This window comes from Pseudomonas sp. H3_E07, from assembly GCF_054668895.1.
The window spans coordinates 1900675-1919833 of record NZ_CP162795.1; the positions used below are offsets into that span (position 1 = coordinate 1900675).

General features: G+C 60.5%; 17 protein-coding genes. 9 read left to right on the top strand and 8 right to left on the bottom strand.

The annotated features are described in order from the left end of the window. The gene (gene ribF, locus AB4O08_RS08700; RefSeq protein WP_010213269.1) at positions 1–939 is read right to left on the bottom strand and encodes a bifunctional riboflavin kinase/FAD synthetase; all 939 of its coding nucleotides are present in this window, start codon (positions 937–939) and stop codon (positions 1–3) included. 119 nt (positions 940–1058) lie between these two features. After that, complete coding sequence (gene murJ, locus AB4O08_RS08705; RefSeq protein WP_010213271.1) at positions 1059–2597, bottom strand: murein biosynthesis integral membrane protein MurJ; 1539 nt, start codon at positions 2595–2597, stop codon at positions 1059–1061. Positions 2598–2850: 253 nt separating this feature from the next. On the opposite strand from murJ, the gene rpsT reads away from it, so the two are divergent. Beyond that, on the top strand, positions 2851–3129 hold the full coding sequence (rpsT, locus tag AB4O08_RS08710; RefSeq protein ID WP_003188401.1) for a 30S ribosomal protein S20: 279 nt from the start codon (positions 2851–2853) through the stop codon (positions 3127–3129). Positions 3130–3384: 255 nt separating this feature from the next. On the opposite strand, the gene AB4O08_RS08715 is transcribed toward rpsT, so the two are convergent. Then, positions 3385–3870 carry an FKBP-type peptidyl-prolyl cis-trans isomerase gene (locus tag AB4O08_RS08715; protein ID WP_010213275.1) on the bottom strand — a complete coding sequence of 162 codons (486 nt, stop codon included), beginning with the start codon at positions 3868–3870 and terminating at the stop codon, positions 3385–3387. Between AB4O08_RS08715 and AB4O08_RS08720 the strand changes: the two genes are divergently transcribed. From AB4O08_RS08720 to AB4O08_RS08730, 3 genes are all read left to right on the top strand, one after another. Next, the gene (locus AB4O08_RS08720) at positions 3869–4159 is read left to right on the top strand and encodes a DUF3565 domain-containing protein (RefSeq protein ID WP_038452681.1); all 291 of its coding nucleotides are present in this window, start codon (positions 3869–3871) and stop codon (positions 4157–4159) included. The two genes, AB4O08_RS08715 and AB4O08_RS08720, sit on opposite strands and share 2 nt — an antisense overlap. 79 nt (positions 4160–4238) lie before the next feature. Continuing rightward, positions 4239–6338, top strand: a complete 2100-nt coding sequence (gene pta / locus AB4O08_RS08725; RefSeq protein ID WP_025856577.1) for a phosphate acetyltransferase — start codon at positions 4239–4241, stop codon at positions 6336–6338. Then, the gene (locus AB4O08_RS08730; protein WP_021491926.1) at positions 6339–7238 is read left to right on the top strand and encodes an acyltransferase; all 900 of its coding nucleotides are present in this window, start codon (positions 6339–6341) and stop codon (positions 7236–7238) included. Between the two features lie 177 nt (positions 7239–7415). On the opposite strand, the gene cysN is transcribed toward AB4O08_RS08730, so the two are convergent. From cysN to AB4O08_RS08745, 3 genes are all read right to left on the bottom strand, one after another. Next, the gene (gene cysN, locus AB4O08_RS08735; protein ID WP_010213281.1) at positions 7416–9314 is read right to left on the bottom strand and encodes a sulfate adenylyltransferase subunit CysN; all 1899 of its coding nucleotides are present in this window, start codon (positions 9312–9314) and stop codon (positions 7416–7418) included. A gap of 9 nt (positions 9315–9323) precedes the next feature. Further along, positions 9324–10241, bottom strand: coding sequence for a sulfate adenylyltransferase subunit CysD (gene cysD, locus AB4O08_RS08740; protein WP_010213282.1), 918 nt, complete (start codon positions 10239–10241; stop codon positions 9324–9326). A 150-nt stretch (positions 10242–10391) separates the two neighbouring features. Further along, positions 10392–11150, bottom strand: coding sequence for a Nif3-like dinuclear metal center hexameric protein (locus AB4O08_RS08745; protein WP_042571051.1), 759 nt, complete (start codon positions 11148–11150; stop codon positions 10392–10394). 101 nt (positions 11151–11251) lie between these two features. Between AB4O08_RS08745 and algW the strand changes: the two genes are divergently transcribed. Beyond that, on the top strand, positions 11252–12406 hold the full coding sequence (gene algW / locus AB4O08_RS08750) for a Do family serine endopeptidase AlgW (protein ID WP_010213284.1): 1155 nt from the start codon (positions 11252–11254) through the stop codon (positions 12404–12406). A gap of 110 nt (positions 12407–12516) precedes the next feature. Continuing rightward, complete coding sequence (locus AB4O08_RS08755) at positions 12517–14613, top strand: TonB-dependent siderophore receptor (RefSeq protein WP_042571050.1); 2097 nt, start codon at positions 12517–12519, stop codon at positions 14611–14613. 125 nt (positions 14614–14738) lie between these two features. Here the strand turns inward: AB4O08_RS08755 and hemH are convergent, their stop codons facing one another. Next, on the bottom strand, positions 14739–15764 hold the full coding sequence (gene hemH / locus AB4O08_RS08760; RefSeq protein ID WP_021491928.1) for a ferrochelatase: 1026 nt from the start codon (positions 15762–15764) through the stop codon (positions 14739–14741). Positions 15765–15778: 14 nt separating this feature from the next. Next, a complete protein-coding gene (locus AB4O08_RS08765; RefSeq protein WP_010213288.1) occupies positions 15779–16678 on the bottom strand; it encodes a TIGR01777 family oxidoreductase in 900 nt (299 codons plus the stop codon). Between the two features lie 209 nt (positions 16679–16887). Here AB4O08_RS08765 and AB4O08_RS08770 point away from each other — a divergent pair, with 209 nt between their 5' ends. The 3 genes from AB4O08_RS08770 (at position 16888) to AB4O08_RS08780 (ending at position 19157) form a co-directional block, all read left to right on the top strand. Next, on the top strand, positions 16888–17874 hold the full coding sequence (locus tag AB4O08_RS08770; RefSeq protein ID WP_010213289.1) for an NAD(P)/FAD-dependent oxidoreductase: 987 nt from the start codon (positions 16888–16890) through the stop codon (positions 17872–17874). Further along, positions 17871–18086 carry a TIGR02450 family Trp-rich protein gene (locus tag AB4O08_RS08775; RefSeq protein ID WP_010213290.1) on the top strand — a complete coding sequence of 72 codons (216 nt, stop codon included), beginning with the start codon at positions 17871–17873 and terminating at the stop codon, positions 18084–18086. Before AB4O08_RS08770 ends, AB4O08_RS08775 begins: the two co-directional genes overlap by 4 nt. Positions 18087–18197: 111 nt before the next feature. Then, positions 18198–19157: a YbgA family protein gene (locus AB4O08_RS08780; protein ID WP_010213292.1), complete on the top strand. Its 960-nt coding sequence runs from the start codon at positions 18198–18200 to the stop codon at positions 19155–19157. Positions 19158–19159 lie beyond the last annotated feature (2 nt).

Here is a 19159-nt window from a genome sequence, read left to right on the forward strand (position 1 = left end):
TTAGCGATGGGCGCTAGGTGCGGCTAGTGCACGGGCGGCGGCGACATCCGCATTGATCGCCGTTTTCAACGCCTCAAGGGAGGCGAAACGCTGCTCTTCACGCAGCTTTTGGTGGAAAACCACCGTCAAACGCCGGTCATACAGATCACCGGCAAAATCCAGCAGGTGTACTTCCAGGTGGGCCTTGCCATCACCTGCAACCGTGGGCCTGACACCTATATTGGCGACTCCCGGCCACGATTGGCCGTCGATGTCGACGCTCACCAGGTAAACCCCGGTCAGCGGCACACGACGGCGCTTGAGTTGCACGTTGGCGGTTGGCGTGCCCAATTGGCGCGCCAGCTTCTGGCCGTGCAGGACCCGTCCGGCAATGCGGAACGGGCGACCGAGCAAACGCTCGGCCAAGGCGAAGTCGGCAGCGGCCAGGGCGTTACGCACCTGGGTACTGCTCACGCGCAGGCCGTCCAGTTCGACGGTTTGCGCGGCTTCGACGGTAAAACCCTGGTTGACGCCCGCATGCTGCAGAAAATCGAAATCCCCGACGCGGTCGCAACCAAAGCGGAAGTCGTCACCCACCTCCAAATGCTGCACGCCCAGGCCATCGACCAGGATACGGTCGACAAACTCGGCGGCGCTCAGGCTTTGCAAACGCTGGTTGAAAGCCAGGCAGAGGACACGGTCCACGCCCTCTTCCGCCAGCAATTGCAGCTTGTCCCGCAGGCGGGCCAGCCGGGCTGGCGCAGTCTCGGGGGTGAAGTATTCCCGCGGCTGTGGCTCGAAAATCACCACGCAGCTGGGCACGCCCAACTCGACCGCACGCTCGCGCAGCCGAGCCAGGATAGCCTGGTGGCCACGGTGAACACCGTCAAAGTTGCCAATAGTGGCGACGCAGCCCCGATGCTCGGGGCGCAGGTTGTGGAGACCTCGAACCAGCTGCATAACGCGCTTCTTGCTCATAAAGTGGTCGATTATAACCACACCCGGCCCCGGACGACAGGCAACAGCACAGGCCAAATGGATCGAATCGATAAAACAACGGTTTTATCGCGGCAAACTCTCTAACCCAGGGACTTGCGATTGAAATCCCGCAGGCGGAAGCCCTGCGCCAGCAACATCCCGAAGTACACCACCACGCCCGCAACGACCAGCACGCCAAGGCGCAGGAAGCGCTCCAGCATATGGCCTTCGTCCCAGGCCGGCATGAAGTGCATCAAACCCAGCAGCACGGCCGACATCACCCCCACCGCCACCAGCAACTTGAGGGCAAACAGGCCCCAGCCTGGCTGTGGCTGGAACATTTGCTGTTTACGCAGTTGGTAAAACAACAATCCGGCATTGATGCATGCGCCGGCACTGATGGCCAGGGCCAGGCCAGCGTGCGCCAGCGGCCCGATGAACACCAGGTTGAGCAATTGCGTGACGATCAGCGTGAAAATCGCGATCTTGACCGGCGTACGGATGTTTTGCTGGGCATAGAAGCCTGGGGCCAGCACTTTGATCACGATAATGCCGAGCAGGCCGACGGAGTAGGCGATCAGCGCATGCTGCGTCATCAAGGCGTCATGGGCATCGAACTGGCCGTATTGGAACAGCGCCACGGTCAACGGCTCGGCCAGGATCCCCAGCGCCAGGGCACACGGCAGCACCAGCACAAAGCACAGGCGCAGGCCCCAATCGAGGATACGCGAGTATTCCTGGCGATCCTTGCTGGCATAGGTGCGCGCCAGGGTCGGCAGCAGGATCGTGCCCAGCGCCACGCCCAGCACGCCGGACGGCAACTCCATCAGGCGGTCGGCGTAGTACATCCACGACACCGAGCCGGACACCAGCAACGAGGCGAACGCCGTGTTGATGATCAGCGAAATCTGACTGACCGACACGCCCAGGATCGCCGGCAACATATTGCGCATCACGCGCCACACGCCGGTGTCCTTGAGGTTCAGGCGCGGCAACACGAGCATGCCGATCTTTTTCAGGTGCGGCAGCTGATAGAGCAGTTGCGCCAGGCCGCCCGCCAGTACGGCCCAACCGAGGGCCATTACCGGCGGATCGAAATACGGGGTAAGAAACAGCGCGAAGATGATCATGCTGACGTTCAGCAGGGTCGGCACGAAGGCCGGCACCGAGAAACGGTTCCAGGTATTGAGGATCGCTCCGGCCAGGGATGACAGGGAGATCAGCAATATATAAGGAAAGGTCACCCGCAGCAGATCCGTGGTCAGCGCGAACTTTTCCGGGGTATTGGCAAAGCCGGGGGCCGTGGCCCAGATCACCCAGGGCGCGGCGAGCATGCCGAGGAGGGTCACCAGCATCAGTACCAGGGTCAACAGGCCCGAGACATAGGCAATGAACGTGCGGGTGGCTTCCTCGCCCTGCTGGGTCTTGTATTCGGCCAGGATCGGCACGAATGCCTGGGAAAACGCGCCTTCGGCGAAGATCCGTCGGAGCAGATTAGGCAATTTGAACGCAATAAAGAAGGCATCCGTGGCCATGCTCGCGCCAAAAATGCGCGCCAGCAACGTGTCACGCACAAACCCCAGAACACGGGAGATCATCGTGATAGAGCTGACAGCGGCCAGCGATTTGAGCAGATTCATTGAAAGAGTTTGCGCCTTTAGATAAAGAGCAGGCGAACAAAGCGCCCACTTATGCGATACTGCGCGCCTGCAACAGCACAGAGCCAAAGCTCGCGAGTTTACAGGTCAAGCGCCGGAAATAAATCACCCGCCTCTTCAGATCGACCACTCAGCAGTTCGCATCAGCCGCTCTTGACAACCCATCAAGTCATCGGCATGATTCGCGGCCTATTTTGTTTGCTATTTCCTAAAAAGTCTTTCGAGGAGCTCGACGGTGGCCAACACACCTTCCGCCAAAAAACGTGCAAAACAGGCTGAGAAGCGTCGCAGCCACAACGCCAGCCTGCGTTCCATGGTTCGTACCTACATCAAGAATGTAGTTAAAGCCATCGACACCAAAGACGCTGAAAAAGCTCAAGCAGCTTACGTTCTGGCTGTGCCAGTTATCGACCGCATGGCCGATAAAGGCATCATCCACAAGAACAAGGCCGCTCGTCATAAGAGCCGCCTGAATGGCCACATCAAGGCTCTGAGCGTTCCTGCTGCAGCCTAAGTGGTAACAACTGCAACGCAACCCAGGTTGCGAAACAGTTAAGAAATGCCCCGTACCGAAAGGTCCGGGGCGTTTTTGTTTGTGTGGGAGCGGGCTTGCTCGCGAATGCGGAGTGTCAGTTACCAGATGTATTGACTGATCCACTGCATTCGCGAGCAAGCCCGCTCCCACATTTCGACCGCAGTGTATTTTCAAGACAAAAAAAACGCCCCGAACCAGTCGGGGCGTTTTTGCTACCTATTGATCAAACCACGATCAATGGTGATGACCACCTTCACCGTGAACGTGACCGTGCGCCACTTCTTCCTGGGAAGCGTCGCGGATGGCAACGATCTTCACTTGGAAGTTCAGGCGCTGGCCAGCCAGCGGGTGGTTGCCGTCGACGGTCACATCGTCGCCGTCCAGATCACGGATGGTCACGATCTGCATTTGGCCGTCCGGCGCGGAAGCGTGGAACTGCATGCCCACTTCCAGCTCGTCAACGCCTTCGAACATGCTGCGGCTCAGGGTGCTGACCAGTTCGGCCGAGTACTCGCCGTAGGCATCTTCAGGTTCTACGGCAACGCTCAGCTCATCACCGACGCTCTTGCCTTCCAGTGCCTTTTCCAGGCCTGGGATGATGTTACCTGCGCCTTGCAGGTAGACCAGCGGCGCGCCGCCGGCGGAGCTGTCGATGACCTCACCAGCGTCGTTGGTCAGGGTATAGTCGATGGAGACAGCCTTGTTAGCGGCGATCGTCATGGGGCGAGACCTTTTGCATAAGAATGAAGAACGGACAAGTCTAAACAAGGATTTGCCCGAAAGCGAACAGAACCCGGACAGACGGGGCCGATCAACGGCTTCCTTCATCATCGGGTTCCATCAGGACGACGACCAGCACTGGGTCGCCGAGCTGTCCTGCGGCCACACCCAGCACCTGCGCCACCAGCCACCCTGGCAGTCCCGCGCCTGGGTGCTCGACCCCGCGCAACGCCTTGAAAAAATAGGCCAGCCCTTTGCCTGCGGCTGGTGTGCGCAAGCGCACGAATAACGATAACCTTGGCGCCTGATTCCCGGTAGACGTTCAATCATAGAACCTCACCGAAGCCATGCACCTTCAGAGAATTCGCATGCAGACTTTTTTTATCGCGCCCACCGATTTTGGTGTGGGTCTGACCTCCATCAGCCTCGGGCTGGTGCGTACCCTTGAGCGGGCCGGACTGAAAGTCGGCTTTTTCAAGCCGATTGCCCAACCGCACCCAGGCGATACGGGCCCCGAGCGTTCCACCGAACTGGTGGCGCGCACCCACGGCCTCAAGCCGCCACAGCCCCTGGGCCTGGCTCATGTGGAGCGCATGCTCGGCGACGGCCAGCTCGATGAACTGCTCGAAGAAATCATCACGCTGTACCAGCAAGCCGCCGTGGGCAAGGACGTGCTGATCGTCGAAGGCATGGTGCCGACCCGCAGCGCCAGCTATGCGGCGCGGGTCAACCTGCACCTGGCCAAGAGCCTGGATGCGGAAGTGATCCTGGTCTCAGCGCCGGAAAATGAAGTGCTCACCGAGCTCTCCGGCCGCGTGGAATTGCAGGCCCAACTGTTCGGCGGCCCGAAAGACCCGAAAGTACTCGGCGTGATCCTCAACAAGGTGCGCACCGACGAAAGCATGGAAGCCTTCTCGGCGCGCCTCAAGGAACACTCACCCCTGTTACGCAGCGGCGATTTCCGCCTGCTCGGCTGCATTCCCTATCAGCCGGAACTCAACGCGCCACGCACCCGCGACGTGGCCGACCTGATGGGCGCGCAGATCCTCAACGCTGGCGACTACGAAACCCGGCGCATGACCAAGATCATCATCTGCGCCCGCACCATGCGTAACACCGTAGAGCTGCTCAAGCCCGGCGTGCTGGTGGTGACGCCCGGCGACCGCGACGACATCATTCTCGCCGTCAGCCTCGCGGCGATCAACGGCGTGCCGCTGGCCGGCCTGTTGCTCACCAGTGACACCTTGCCCGACCCGCGCATCATGGAGTTGTGCCGAGGTGCCTTCCAGGCCGGGCTGCCGGTGCTGTCAGTGAGCACCGGCTCCTACGACACCGCCAACCAGCTCAATAGCCTGAACAAAGAAATCCCCATCGATGACCGCGAGCGTGCGGAGATCATCACCGATTTCGTCGCCAGCCACCTGGATGCGCGCTGGTTGCACCAACGCTGCGGCACACCCCGGGAAATGCGCCTGTCACCGGCGGTGTTCCGCTACCAGTTGATCCAGCGCGCCCAGGCCGCCAACAAGCGCATCGTGCTGCCCGAAGGCAGCGAGCCGCTGACCGTGCAAGCGGCCGCCATCTGCCAAGCGCGGGGGATTGCCCGTTGCGTGCTGCTGGCCAAGCCGGCAGACGTGGAAGCGGTCGCCCGCGCCCAGGGTATCGAACTGCCCGAAGGCCTGGAGATTCTCGATCCGGACCTGATCCGCCAACGCTACGTCGAACCGATGGTGGCCCTGCGCAAGAGCAAGAGCCTCAATGCGCCGATGGCCGAGCAGCAACTGGAAGACACGGTGGTGATCGCCACCATGATGCTTGCGCTGGACGAAGTGGACGGCCTGGTCTCCGGGGTTATTCACTCCACCGCCAACACCATCCGCCCTGCCTTGCAGTTGATCAAGACGGCACCGGGCTGCACCCTGGTGTCGTCGGTGTTCTTCATGCTGTTCCCCGAGCAGGTGCTGGTGTACGGCGACTGTGTGATGAATCCGCACCCCAGCGCGGCCGAATTGGCGGAAATTGCCCTGCAAAGCGCCGATTCAGCGGCTGCATTCGGCATCACCCCGCGTGTGGCGATGATCAGCTACTCGAGTGGTGACTCGGCCAGCGGTGAAGAAGTGGAAAAAGTCCGCGAAGCCACCCTGCTCGCCCACGAACAGCAAAGCTCGCTGTTGATCGACGGCCCGCTGCAATACGACGCTGCCGCCAACGAAAACGTAGCCCGACAACTGGCCCCCAACAGCCAGGTCGCCGGCAAGGCCACCGTGTTTGTGTTCCCCGACCTCAACACCGGCAACACCACGCACAAGGCCGTGCAGCGCAGCGCTGATTGCGTGAGCCTGGGGCCCATGCTCCAGGGCCTGCGCAAGCCGGTCAACGACCTTCCACGCGGCGCCCAGGTGGATGACATTGTGTACACCATCGCGCTCACTGCGATCCAAGCCGCCAACCGACCTATGGATATTTAAATGCTGGCTTTCCTACCTGCCGCCGTGCGCGGGGTGATTGCGTCGCTGTTGTTGGCGCTCAACACGATCCTGTTGTGTTCGTTCCTGTTTATCGTCGCGTTGTTCAAGGCGCTGCCGTTTGCCAAGCGCTTCAGCGAATGGCTGATGAACCACACCCATGAAGCCTGGGTCACCAACAACAAGGGCTGGATGAACCTGGTACGCCGCACGCGCTGGCACCTGACCGGGCTCGAAGGGCTGGACTATCAGCACTCGTATCTGGTGACCAGCAACCACCAGAGCTGGGTCGACATCATGGTGTTGCAATACGTGCTGAACCGGCGGATCCGTCCGCTGAAGTTCTTCCTCAAGCAGGAGCTGATCTGGGTGCCGGTGATTGGCCTGGCATGGTGGGCGCTGGGCTTTCCGTTCATGAAGCGCTACACCAAGGCCTACCTGGAAAAGCACCCGGAGAAGAAAGGCAAGGACCTGGAAACCACCCGCAAGACCTGTGCGAAATTTCGCGACAACCCGGTGGGCATATTCAACTTTGCCGAAGGTACGCGGTTTACGCCGGGCAAGCATGCCCAGCAGAACTCGCCGTTTCGCTACCTGCTAAAGCCCAAGGCGGGTGGTATCGCGTTTGTGCTGGATGCGATGGGTGAGCAGTTGAAGTCACTGGTCAACGTGACCATCCACTACCCTGCTGGCCGCCCAGGTTACTGGGATTTACTGTGCGGGAATGTGAAAGACGTGGTTGTGCAGTTTGAAGAGGTGCAGATTCCGGCCGAGTTCATTGGCAAGAATTATGAGCAGGATGGGGCGTATCGGTTGGCGTTTCAGGGCTGGATCAACCAGCTTTGGGAAGACAAGGACCTCCTGCTGGAAAAACTGCACAAAGATTTCCCAGGCGAACAGTAATCAACATGTGGGAGCGGGCTTGCTCGCGAAGGCGGTTTGTCAGTCGCCAGATGTATTGGCTGATCCACCGCATTCGCGAGCAAGCCCGCTCCCACATTTTTGACCGAGTCTGATCTTGAGAATGAAAAAAGCCCGCCACCGATCACTCGGTGGCGGGCTTTTTTATGGCCGCGAGGGTTAGATCGCGCCGCGCTGACGCAACAGCTCCAGCACTTGCTTGACGCTTTCTTCCAGCGACAGTGCCTGGGTGTCGATCACCAGGTCGGCGTTCAACGGCACGTCATACGGGAAGGACTCGCCCGGGATGTTATCCCCACCGGCGGCGTACAAGCCTTGCGGATCACGCTCGGCGCACACCAGCGGCGACGCTTGCACGTAGACCGTCAGCAGGCGATCGCTGCCGATCAGCGCCTTAGCCTGTTCGCGGCCTTCGGCATCCGGGGCCACAAACGCGGCCAGGGTCAGCAGGCCCGCTTCGTTGAACTGACGCGCCACATGCGCGGCACGACGCCAGTTCTCGGTACGGCCGGCACGGTCATGCGGCAAGCCCTTGTTCAGGTCGTGACGCAGGTTCTGGCCATCCAGTACGAACACCGCACGGCCCATGTCGAAGAGCTTGCGCTCAACCGCGTAGGCCAAGGTGCTCTTGCCGGCGCCCGACAGGCCGGTGAACAGCACGGTGGCCGGTTGCTGGCCGAAGCGCAGCGCGCGTTCTTCGGTGGCTACGTGAGCCAAATTGCCGTGCTGCGCCGAGCTGCCGTGGGTGATAGGCGGCGCGATGATCATGCCGGCTGCCACGGTGCCGTTGGTCAAACGGTCGATGACGATAAACGCACCGGTGGTGCGGTTGCTGTCGTAGCCGTCCAGGGCGATGGCGGCATCAAGGCTGACCTTGACTCGGCCAATTTCGTTCAGTTGCAGCGAACTCGCCGGACCTTCGGCCAGGGTGTTCACATCCACGCGGTGCACGATGCTGGTGATGGAGCCCGGCACGTAGCTGGTGGCGCGCTTGATGTCGTATTTCTTGCCCGGCAGCATCGGTTCTTCAGCCATCCACACCAGCATGGCGTCGAAGGCGTCGGTCACTTGCGGCACGTTATCGGCGTGTACCAGCAAGTCGCCACGGGAGATGTCGATCTCGTCTTCCATGGTCAGGGTCACGGCCTGGCCTGGGCCTGCGTGTTCCAGCTCACCCTCAAAGGTGACAATGGACTTGACCCGGCTGCTCTTGCCCGACGGCAATACCACGACTTCGTCGCCCTTGTGCACGATGCCGCTGGCCAGGGTGCCGGCAAAACCGCGGAAGTTCAGGTTCGGGCGATTGACGTACTGCACCGGGAAACGTAGGTCGGTGTAGTTGCGGTCGTTGGCAATCTCGACGGTTTCGAGGATTTCCATCAGCGACTGGCCGGTGTACCAAGGCGAACGCTCACTCTTGTTCACCACGTTGTCGCCCTTGAGCGCCGACATCGGCACAAAGGCCAGGGTGCTTGGCTTGAAGGCGATACCGTCGGCGAACTTCAGGTAATCAGCCTTGATCTGCTCGAATACGCTTTGGTCAAAGCCATTGATGTCCATCTTGTTGACGGCCACCACGATGTGCTTGATGCCCAGCAACGAGGCGATAAAGCTGTGACGACGGGTCTGGGTCTGCACGCCGTAGCGGGCGTCGATCAGGATGATCGCCAGGTCACAGGTGGACGCACCGGTGGCCATGTTGCGGGTGTACTGCTCATGGCCGGGGGTGTCGGCGATGATGAATTTGCGCTTGGCGGTGGAGAAGTAGCGGTAAGCAACGTCGATGGTGATGCCTTGCTCACGCTCGGCCTGCAGGCCGTCGACGAGCAACGCCAGGTCGATATCGTCGCCAGTGGTACCGGACTTCTTCGAATCGCGGGTGATGGCTTCCAGGTGATCTTCGTAGATCATCTTGGAGTCGTGCAGCAGGCGCCCGATCAGGGTGCTCTTGCCGTCGTCGACGTTGCCACAGGTCAGGAAGCGCAACATTTCCTTGCGCTCGTGCTGGCCCAGGTAGGCGAGGATGTCCTCGCTGATCAAATCAGATTGATGCGACATGACAGCCCCTTAGAAATAGCCTTGACGTTTTTTATCTTCCATCGAGCCGGCACCATCGTGGTCGATGACACGGCCCTGGCGCTCGGAAGTTCGCGTCAGGAGCATTTCCTGAATGATGTCCGTCAGCGTCTCGGCTTCGGACTCCACCGCGCCCGTCAACGGGTAGCAGCCAAGGGTACGGAAACGTACTTTCTTTTTGACGATTCGGGCTTTGTCTTCGTCAGACAAGTGCTCAAGGATGCGGTCGTCGTCGATCATGATCAACGTGCCGTTCTTCTCGATCACTTCGCGTTCGGCGGCGAAGTACAGCGGCACGATCGGGATGCCTTCCAGGTAGATGTACTGCCAGATGTCCAGCTCGGTCCAGTTGGACAGCGGGAACACACGGATGGACTCACCCTTGTTGACGTTGCCGTTGTAGACGTTCCACAGCTCGGGACGCTGGTTTTTCGGGTCCCAGCGGTGCTTGCTGTCGCGGAACGAGTACACGCGCTCTTTGGCGCGGGATTTCTCTTCATCGCGACGGGCACCGCCGAAGGCTGCGTCGAAACCATGCTTGTCCAGGGCCTGCTTGAGGCCTTCGGTCTTCATGATGTCGGTGTGCTTGGCGCTGCCGTGGGTGAAGGGGTTGATGCCCTGCGCCACGCCGTCCGGGTTCACGTGGGTGATCAAGTCCAGGCCCAGTTCTTCGACCATCTTGTCGCGGAACCGGTACATCTCCTGGAATTTCCAGCGGGTGTCGACGTGCATCACAGGGAACGGCAGTTTGCCCGGGAAGAAGGCCTTGCGTGCCAGGTGCAGCATCACGGCGGAGTCTTTACCGATTGAGTAGAGCATCACCGGGTTGTCGAACTCGGCGGCGACCTCGCGGATGATGTGGATGCTTTCCGCCTCCAGCTGTTTCAGATGCGTCAGTTTGTCGACCATGGTTACTCACGGAAAAACGATCTTATGGACGGCCAGCGGGCCGTGTTCGAGCGAGGCATGCTAGCACAGCACCTGCTTCTATTCAGGGAGCGGACTAGATCGAAACGGTATATGAATATGCCCCCAAGTTTGGGCTTTCTGTGGTGAGGCTCAGATCGGATTGGGGCAATCGATAAAGAGATGTTCCAACGCGAAGCGCCGCGCCAGGTAATCACCCAGCGCCTGTACACCATAGCGCTCAGTGGCATGGTGGCCTGCGGCGATGAAGCTGACGTCGTTTTCGCGGGCGCTGTGAAAGGTCTGCTCGGAGGCTTCGCCGCTCAGGTACAGGTCGACGCCGGCGGCAATCGCCTGGTCGATGTAGCCCTGGCCACCGCCCGTGCACCAGCCGACGCGACGGATCATCTCGCCGCCTTCGATCAATAGCGGTTCGCGGCCCATGACTTCCTGCACGCGGCGGGCAAAATCACGGGGCGACAAGGGCTCGGCAAGGGAGCCGACCAGGCCGACGATCTTGGGGTTGCTCGGGTCAAGCGGGCCTTCCACCGTGATATCCAGCTGACGGGCGAGTTGCACGTTATTGCCGACCTCGGGGTGCAGGTCCAGCGGCAAGTGGTAGGCGAGCAGGCTGATGTCGTGCTTGAGCAGGGTCTTGAGGCGGCGCTGTTTCATGCCGGTGACGCAGGGGTTTTCGCCTTTCCAGAAGTAACCGTGGTGCACCAGGATCAGATCGGCCTGGGCCTCGACGGCCGCGTCCAGCAGGGCCTGGCTGGCGGTCACGCCACTGACGATGCGCATCACCTGCGGGCGGCCCTCGACCTGCAGGCCGTTGGGGCAATAATCGGCAATTTTTGCACTGCCGAGGTAGCGGTCCGCTTCCTCGACGAGGGTGGTAAGGGGGACGGCCATAAAAGACTCCTAAATATCCCGTTCGCAGGCGTCACAGCCTCGTATAATGCGCGACATTATGGGCGCTCTCTCGCCCCCTGCAACCTGTCAGGACTAACTTGATGCTCAAGGCGCTGCGTTTTTTTGGATGGCCATTGTTGGCTGGCGTGCTGATCGCGATGCTGATTATTCAGCGTTACCCCGAGCTGGTGGGCCTACCCAGCCTGGATGTGAACCTGCAACAGGCACCGCAGACCAGCGCGGTGGTACAAGGCCCGGTGACTTACGCCGATGCGGTCACCATCGCCGCCCCTGCGGTGGTCAACCTGTACACGACCAAGGTCATCAACAAGCCGGCGCACCCGCTGTTTGAAGACCCGCAGTTCCGCCGCTATTTCGGCGACAACGGACCCAAGCAGCGGCGCATGGAATCCAGCCTGGGTTCGGGCGTGATCATGAGCCCCGAAGGCTACATTCTCACCAACAACCACGTGACCACCGGCGCCGACCAGATCGTGGTGGCCCTGCGTGACGGCCGCGAAACCCTGGCCCGCGTGGTGGGCAGCGACCCGGAAACCGACCTCGCGGTACTGAAGATCGACCTGAAAAGCCTGCCAGCCATTACCCTCGGCCGTTCCGATGGCTTGCGCGTCGGTGATGTGGCGCTGGCCATCGGCAACCCGTTTGGCGTCGGGCAGACCGTGACCATGGGCATCATCAGCGCCACTGGGCGTAATCAGTTGGGCCTGAACAGCTACGAAGATTTCATCCAGACCGACGCGGCAATCAACCCCGGCAACTCCGGCGGTGCGCTGGTGGACGCCAATGGCAATCTGACCGGTATCAACACGGCGATTTTCTCCAAGTCCGGCGGCTCACAGGGCATCGGTTTTGCGATTCCGGTGAAGCTGGCGATGGAGGTGATGAAGTCGATCATCGAGCACGGTCAGGTGATTCGTGGCTGGCTGGGGATTGAAGTGCAACCGTTGACCAAGGAATTGGCCGAGTCGTTTGGCTTGACCGGACGCCCAGGCATCGTGGTCGCCGGAATCTTCCGCGATGGCCCGGCGCAAAAAGCCGGCCTGCAATTGGGCGATGTGATTCTCAGCATAAATGGCGAACCGGCAGGTGATGGCCGCAAGTCGATGAACCAGGTGGCGCGGATCAAGCCCACGGACAAGGTCGCAATACAGGTGATGCGCAACGGCAAAGAGATCAAGTTGCTGGCGGAAATCGGTTTGCGCCCACCGCCGGCGCCGGTCAAGGAAGAGGAATAATTCGCTGCCCAGGTGCCCATTCGAGGGCACCTGTAAGCTGATATTTCAGAGCGATCCATTCTCATCGGTCATGTTATATTGTTTCAATATCGCTATTGGAATGCTCTATCATGCCGTCTCGAAAAATCGCCCCCTTGGCTGGCCTGGCCTTGGGTTTGCTGCTCGACCCCGCCTACGCCGAAGAAAATACCCTGGAACTCGACACCATCAGCGTCACCACTGACGCCTACGAGTCCGCCTCCAGCCCAGTCAAAGGTTACCGCGCCACCCGTTCCGCCAGTGCGACAAAAACCGACACGGCGATTCGTGACATCCCACAATCCATCAGCGTGATTCCCGCCACGGTGCTCAAAGACCTGGGCAGCACCAACGTGGAACGCGCCCTGGAATTTGCCGGCGGCGTGTCCAAGCAGAACAACTTCGGCGGCCTGACCCTCTACGAATACAGCGTGCGCGGCTTCACCACGTCGGAGTTCTATCAGGACGGCTTCAGCGCCAACCGTGGCTACCCGAGCACACCGGACGCGGCCAACATTGAACGCATCGAAGTGCTCAAGGGCCCTGCCGCCAGCCTGTACGGGCGTGGCGATCCCGGCGGCACCGTGAACATCGTCACCAAGAAGCCTCAGCCTGAAGCCTTCACTACCTTGCAAACCAGCGCGGGCAGTTGGGACCGCTATCGCACCGCCGTGGACGTGAACACCCCACTGGACAGCGAAGGCAAGGTGCTGACTCGGGTCAACCTGGCGGTGGAAGACAACCACAGCTTCCGTGACCACGTGCAGAGCAAGCGGGTATTCGTCGCGCCTTCGTTCAGCTGGCAGTTGGACCCGGACACCAGCCTGCTGGTGGAAAGCGAATTCGTCCGCCACAGCTCCACCTTCGACCGAGGCATCGTCGACGCCCCCGGCCTATCCCGTTCCACCTTCCTCGGTGAACCCAACGACGGCGATATCGACAACCACAACAACCGCCTCCAGGCCACCCTCGAACACCACCTCAACGACGCCTGGAAACTGCGCCTGGCCAGCCATTACAAGCAAGGCAGCCTGTGGGGCGACGCTTCGGAAAACCGTGCACTGAACCCCGACGGCCACACTATCAACCGCCGTTATCGCGAACGCTCCATGGGTTGGCACGACAGCATTACCCAGCTGGAGCTGCGTGGGCTGTTCGACATTGGCAGTTGGCAGCATGAACTGCTGGTCGGCACCGAGTACGAGGACTACCGCAAGAAAGAACGCGTGACAGCTATCGGCGGCCGTGACTACGCCATTGACATCTACAACCCGGTTTACGGCCAGCCCAAACCCAACGGCACGCGCTCCGGCACCGACTTCTTCGAACAGACCAAAAGCCACGCGCTGAACCTGCAAGACCAGATCATCTTCACAGATCGCTTGCGCGGCATGGTCGGTGCGCGCTTCGAGCATTTCGAGCAGAGCATCGACGACTTCAACCGCAACCACGCCAAGAGCAAGCAGACTCACGACGCCTTTACTCAACGCGCCGGCCTGCTCTATCAGCTCACGCCGCAGGTTGGGGTGTTCGCCAACGCCTCCACATCGTTCAAGCCCAACAGTGGCCTGGACGCCAACAACAAATCCTTCAAGCCGGAAGAAGGCGTGGGCTATGAAGTGGGGATCAAGAGCGAGCTGTTCGACGACCGCCTCAGCGCAACCCTCGCCGCGTTCCATATCGAAAAGGAAAACGTATTGACGCTGGACCCGGCCACCAATCTCAACCGCGCCGTAGGCAAAGCGCGCAGCCAGGGTCTGGACCTGCAAGTGAGCGGGCAAGTAAGCGATGCCATAAGGGTGATCGGCGCGTTTGCCTACATCGACGCCGAAGTGACCAAGGGCGATAAAACCATTCCCGCCGGCAGCCGGATTCTCGGGGTCGCCAAGCGCAGCGGCAGTCTGTTGGGGGTGTATGAATTCCAGGACGGCGCGTTGCGCGGCTCCGACCTGGGTGCAGCGATCACCTACGTCGGTGATCGCTCCGGTGAGGCCGGCACGGGTTTCGAGCTGCCGGCGTACCACACGGTTGATCTGCTGGCCCATTACAAAGCCACGGAGAATGTCACCGTGGGTTTGAACTTGAACAACCTGTTTGATGAGAAGTACTACGAGCGGTCCTACAGCAATTACTGGATCAATCCGGGTGAGCCGCGCAATCTCACGGTCAGCCTGACGCTTAACCTGTAAACACGGTAAACCATGTGGGAGCGGGCTTGCTCGCGAATGCGGTCTGTCAGTCACTGATTATTTGACTGATCCACCGCATTCGCGAGCAAGCCCGCTCCCACATTTCGATCTTCACTCGGCTTGAGTTATAACGGCGTTGGCGCTCTTTCGCACAAAGTATTCAGCGCCTTAGCCCATTGCGGATCATCATTGAGGCACGGCACCAGCACCAACTCCTCGCCCCCAGCTTCGCGGAACTGCTCAAGCCCACGATCGCCTATTTCCTCCAGCGTCTCGATGCAATCGGCCACGAACGCCGGGCACATCACCAGCAGCTTTTTCACGCCTTGCTGGGCCAACGCCTCCAGGCGCGCTTCGGTGTAGGGTTCGATCCACTTCGCGCGGCCCAGGCGCGATTGGAACGACACCGACCATTTATCTTCCGGCAGGCCCAGGCGCGCGGCAAAATCACGGGCGACGCTGAAGCACTGCGCGCGATAGCAGGTTTTAAGCACCTCGGCGGACGCGTTCTTGCAGCAGTCGGCATCCTTGAAGCAATGCTGGCCGGTAGGGTCGAGCTTGGTCAGGTGGCGCTCAGGCAAGCCGTGGAAACTCAGCAGCAGGTGGTCGTAATTCTGTTCCACGTATGGCCGCGCGCTTGCTACCAGGGCATCGAGGTATTCGGGCTGATCGTAGAACGGTTGCAGGATGGAGAATTGCACATCGAGCTTTTTGTCGCGCACCACGCGCTTGGCTTCCTCAATCACCGTGGTCACGGTGCTGTCCGCGAACTGCGGGTACAGCGGCGCCAGGGTGACTTTACGGATGCCCTGGGCGGCGAGGCGGGTCAGCACCGTTTCAATGGACGGCTCACCGTAGCGCATCGCCAATTCCACCGGGCCTTGAGTCCACTGTGCGGTCATCTGCTGTTGCAGGCGACGACTGAGCACCACCAGCGGCGAGCCCTCGTCCCACCAGATGGACGCGTAGGCGTGGGCCGACTGCTCGGGGCGCTTGATCAAGATCAGTGACACCAGCAAGCGCCGCACCGGCCACGGCAGGTCGATCACATAAGGGTCCATCAAGAACTGATTGAGGTAGCTGCGCACATCGGCCACCGAGGTGGACGCCGGTGAACCCAGATTGACCAGTAACAACGCGTGATCCGTCATGCAACATCCTATCTTTAGAGGCGGCTGGACACGTCATCCAGGGCCGCGTGCAACTCAGTAAACTGGAAGGTGAAACCGGCGGCCAACAAGCGCTCGGGCACTGCCTTCTGCCCACCCAGCAACAGGCCGGACAACTCACCCAGGCCGACCTTCAATGCAAAGGCCGGCATCGGCATGAACGCCGGACGGTGCAGCACCCGGCCCAGGGTTTTCGCAAACTCGCGATTGCGTACCGGGTGTGGCGCGCAGGCATTATAAGGACCACTGGCATCAGCCTTGTGCAGAAGAAAATCAATCAGGGCGATTTGATCCTTGATATGTACCCACGGCATCCACTGCCGACCAGTGCCGATAGGCCCGCCCAGCGCCAGTTTGAACGGCAGCAACAGCCGCGACAAAAAGCCGCCCTCGGCCGACAACACCAAACCGGTCCGTACCAACACGACGCGAATCCCCAAGGCTTCGGCGCGCTGGGCAGTTTCTTCCCAGGCAATGCACAGCTGGCTGGGGAAATCGTCCTGCACCGGGCCGCTGGCTTCGGTCAACTCACGCTCACCGCCGTCGCCGTACCAACCCACCGCTGAACCGGAAATCAACACCGCAGGTTTTTGCTCCAGCCCCTCAAGCCACGCCAGCAAGGTTTCAGTCAGACTGATGCGGCTGCTCCAAAGCAGCGCCTTGCGCTTGTGGGTCCAGGGACGATCAGCAATGGGCGCGCCGGCCAGGTTAATGACGGCATCCACCGGGCCGATAACCTGTTGCAGGTGTTCAACGCCTGCTACCTGTGCGCCGCACAGCTTGGCAACCTGTTCCGGATGACGACTCCACACCGTCAGTCGATGCCCTTGAGCAAGCCAGTGTTGGCAGAGTTGGCGGCCGATCAGGCCAGTACCGCCGGTCAGCAAAATGTGCATGGGATCTTCCTCATGTAACGTTCGCCGCCCCGCACTGGTCTATTTTATAAGCAGGGATCAATTTGAACGGGCGTAACGTTGGATTAAGCCTGTGCTTTAACCATAGGTCACGCCGTAAGAACAGGTAAGCCAAAACTTATACCAAAAAACAATATTGTACAGCTATTGGTGTCGGCGTAGTCTGTACCAACGGTAAAACGAGGCCTCCCATGACTGTTCCCATCGCGATCATCGGCACCGGCATCGCCGGTCTCTCCGCCGCCCGAGCGTTACGAGACGCGGGGCACGTCGTACAACTCTTCGATAAAAGCCGCGGCAGTGGTGGCCGCATGTCCAGCAAGCGCAGCGATGCCGGCTCTCTGGACATGGGGGCGCAATACTTCACCGCCCGTGACCGGCGCTTCGTCAACGAAGTGCAACGCTGGCAAAGCAATGGCTGGGCCGAGCAATGGAAGCCCCAGCTGTACAACTTCAAGTCCGGCCAGCTCACGCCCTCTCCCGATGAACAGATCCGCTGGGTCGGCACGCCGCGCATGAGCGCGATCACCCGTGCGCTGCTCGACGACCTGCCGGTGGAGTTCGGTTGCCGCATCACCGAGGTGTTCCAGGGCAAACAACACTGGAACCTGCTGGATGCCGACGGCGAAAACCACGGCCCGTTCAGTCACGTGATCATCGCCACTCCAGCGCCCCAGGCCACCGCCCTGCTGGCTGCCGCACCCAAGTTGGCGAGTGCCGCCGCAGGCGTGAAAATGGACCCTACCTGGGCCATCGCCCTGGCGTTCGACAAGCCCCTGGATACGCCGATGGAGGGCTGCTTCGTCCAGGACAGTCCCCTCGATTGGCTCGCGCGCAACCGCAGCAAACCTGGGCGCGACACCCACCTCGACACGTGGGTGTTGCATGCCACCAGCGCATGGAGCAGGGCCCATCTGGACCTGTCGAAGGAGGCGGTGATCGAGCACCTGCACGGCGCTTTCGCCGAACTGCTGCACAGCGCCATGCCCGCGCCGTCGTTCAGCCTGGCGCACCGCTGGCTCTATGCGCGACCGTCCAGCAGTCATGAATTCGGCGTACTGGCCGACGCCGATCTGGGCCTGTACGTGTGTGGCGACTGGTGCCTGTCGGGCCGGGTAGAAGGTGCATGGCTCAGTGGCCAGGAAGCCGCGCGACGCTTGATGGAACACCTGCAATGAACCGCATCAATCCCGCAAAACTGCTGCTGTCAAAATGGACAGCAGCGCGCCCCCGAAACAAGGAAAAACACTTCCTGGTCACCGAATTGTTTCGTGATGATGAAGGCACCGTGCTGGAAATCGAACTGCAGGCGGTCATGACCCACCGCAGCGAACGCCTGCCCTGGCAAACCCTGCAGGATATCGACGCCTGGAAAATCGGCTGGAAATAGCCAACGCGCAAAACTTGTACAAATAGTTTGACTTGTACAGCATCGAATCTATGATGGGATTTAGTTGTACAAGATTAAAACCTTGTACAGGAATCTTGCGAGGGTTCGTTTATGTCCAGCATCACCAAACCGAAGATCGCCATCAGCGCCTGCCTGCTGGGCGAAAACGTGCGCTTCAACGGTGGCCATAAACAATCCCTGCTGTGCAGCCAGACTCTCGCCGATTATTTCGACTTTGTGCCGCTGTGCCCCGAAGTCGCCATTGGCCTGGGCATTCCCCGCGAACCCATCCGCCTGGTGGGCGACCCTGCTCACCCGCAAGCCGTCGGCACGGTGAACCGCGAGCTGAACGTCACCCAGCCGCTGGACGACTATGGCCAGCAGATGGCGGCGGAACACACCGACCTGTGCGGCTACATTTTCATGCAGAAGTCGCCGTCCTGTGGCCTGGAGCGGGTCAAGGTGTACCGCGAAAATGGCACTCCGGTGGACGGCGGCGGGCGCGGTATCTACGCCCAGGCCTTTTGTGCCCGCCATCCCAATCTGCCGGTGGAAGAAGACGGTCGGCTGAATGACCCGGTGCTGCGTGAAAACTTCCTGACTCGCGTATTCGTGTACGCCAGTTGGCAGCAACTGCTGGCCGAAGGCCTGACCCGTCACCGCCTGCTGGCCTTTCATTCGCGCTACAAATACTTGTTGATGGCCCACAGTCCGGCGCATTACAAAAGCCTCGGCCACCTGCTGGGCAGCATGACCAAGGACGCCAACCTGGATGAATTGGCCAGCGGTTATTTCAGCGAGCTGATGACCGGCCTGACCAAGTGCGCCACCCGTGGCACCCACACCAATGTGCTGCAACACATCAGCGGTTACCTCAAGCAGGCCATCAGCGCCGACGACAAGCAGGAAATGCAAACCGTCATCGGCCAATACCGCCACGGCATCGTGCCTTTGGTGGTGCCGATGACCCTGCTCAAGCACCACTTTCGTCAACACCCGGACCGCTACATCGCGCAGCAGGCCTATCTGCAACCGCACCCGGAAAACCTCAGCCTGCGAAATGCGATCTAGAC

Excerpts from the sequence above, each read along its gene's own strand:
- AB4O08_RS08775 (WP_010213290.1), top strand. The coding sequence starts at position 17,871 with ATGAACCGCATCAATCCCGCAAAACTGCTGCTGTCAAAATGGACAGCA.
- AB4O08_RS08770 (WP_010213289.1), top strand. The coding sequence starts at position 16,888 with ATGACTGTTCCCATCGCGATCATCGGCACCGGCATCGCCGGTCTCTCC.
- pta (WP_025856577.1), top strand. The coding sequence starts at position 4,239 with ATGCAGACTTTTTTTATCGCGCCCACCGATTTTGGTGTGGGTCTGACC.
- AB4O08_RS08745 (WP_042571051.1), bottom strand. The coding sequence starts at position 11,150 with ATGGCCGTCCCCCTTACCACCCTCGTCGAGGAAGCGGACCGCTACCTC.
- algW (WP_010213284.1), top strand. The coding sequence starts at position 11,252 with ATGCTCAAGGCGCTGCGTTTTTTTGGATGGCCATTGTTGGCTGGCGTG.
- hemH (WP_021491928.1), bottom strand. The coding sequence starts at position 15,764 with ATGACGGATCACGCGTTGTTACTGGTCAATCTGGGTTCACCGGCGTCC.
- AB4O08_RS08715 (WP_010213275.1), bottom strand. The coding sequence starts at position 3,870 with ATGACGATCGCCGCTAACAAGGCTGTCTCCATCGACTATACCCTGACC.
- cysN (WP_010213281.1), bottom strand. The coding sequence starts at position 9,314 with ATGTCGCATCAATCTGATTTGATCAGCGAGGACATCCTCGCCTACCTG.
- AB4O08_RS08730 (WP_021491926.1), top strand. The coding sequence starts at position 6,339 with ATGCTGGCTTTCCTACCTGCCGCCGTGCGCGGGGTGATTGCGTCGCTG.
- cysD (WP_010213282.1), bottom strand. The coding sequence starts at position 10,241 with ATGGTCGACAAACTGACGCATCTGAAACAGCTGGAGGCGGAAAGCATC.
- AB4O08_RS08780 (WP_010213292.1), top strand. The coding sequence starts at position 18,198 with ATGTCCAGCATCACCAAACCGAAGATCGCCATCAGCGCCTGCCTGCTG.
- AB4O08_RS08765 (WP_010213288.1), bottom strand. The coding sequence starts at position 16,678 with ATGCACATTTTGCTGACCGGCGGTACTGGCCTGATCGGCCGCCAACTC.
- murJ (WP_010213271.1), bottom strand. The coding sequence starts at position 2,597 with ATGAATCTGCTCAAATCGCTGGCCGCTGTCAGCTCTATCACGATGATC.
- AB4O08_RS08720 (WP_038452681.1), top strand. The coding sequence starts at position 3,869 with ATGGGGCGAGACCTTTTGCATAAGAATGAAGAACGGACAAGTCTAAAC.
- ribF (WP_010213269.1), bottom strand. The coding sequence starts at position 939 with ATGCAGCTGGTTCGAGGTCTCCACAACCTGCGCCCCGAGCATCGGGGC.
- AB4O08_RS08755 (WP_042571050.1), top strand. The coding sequence starts at position 12,517 with ATGCCGTCTCGAAAAATCGCCCCCTTGGCTGGCCTGGCCTTGGGTTTG.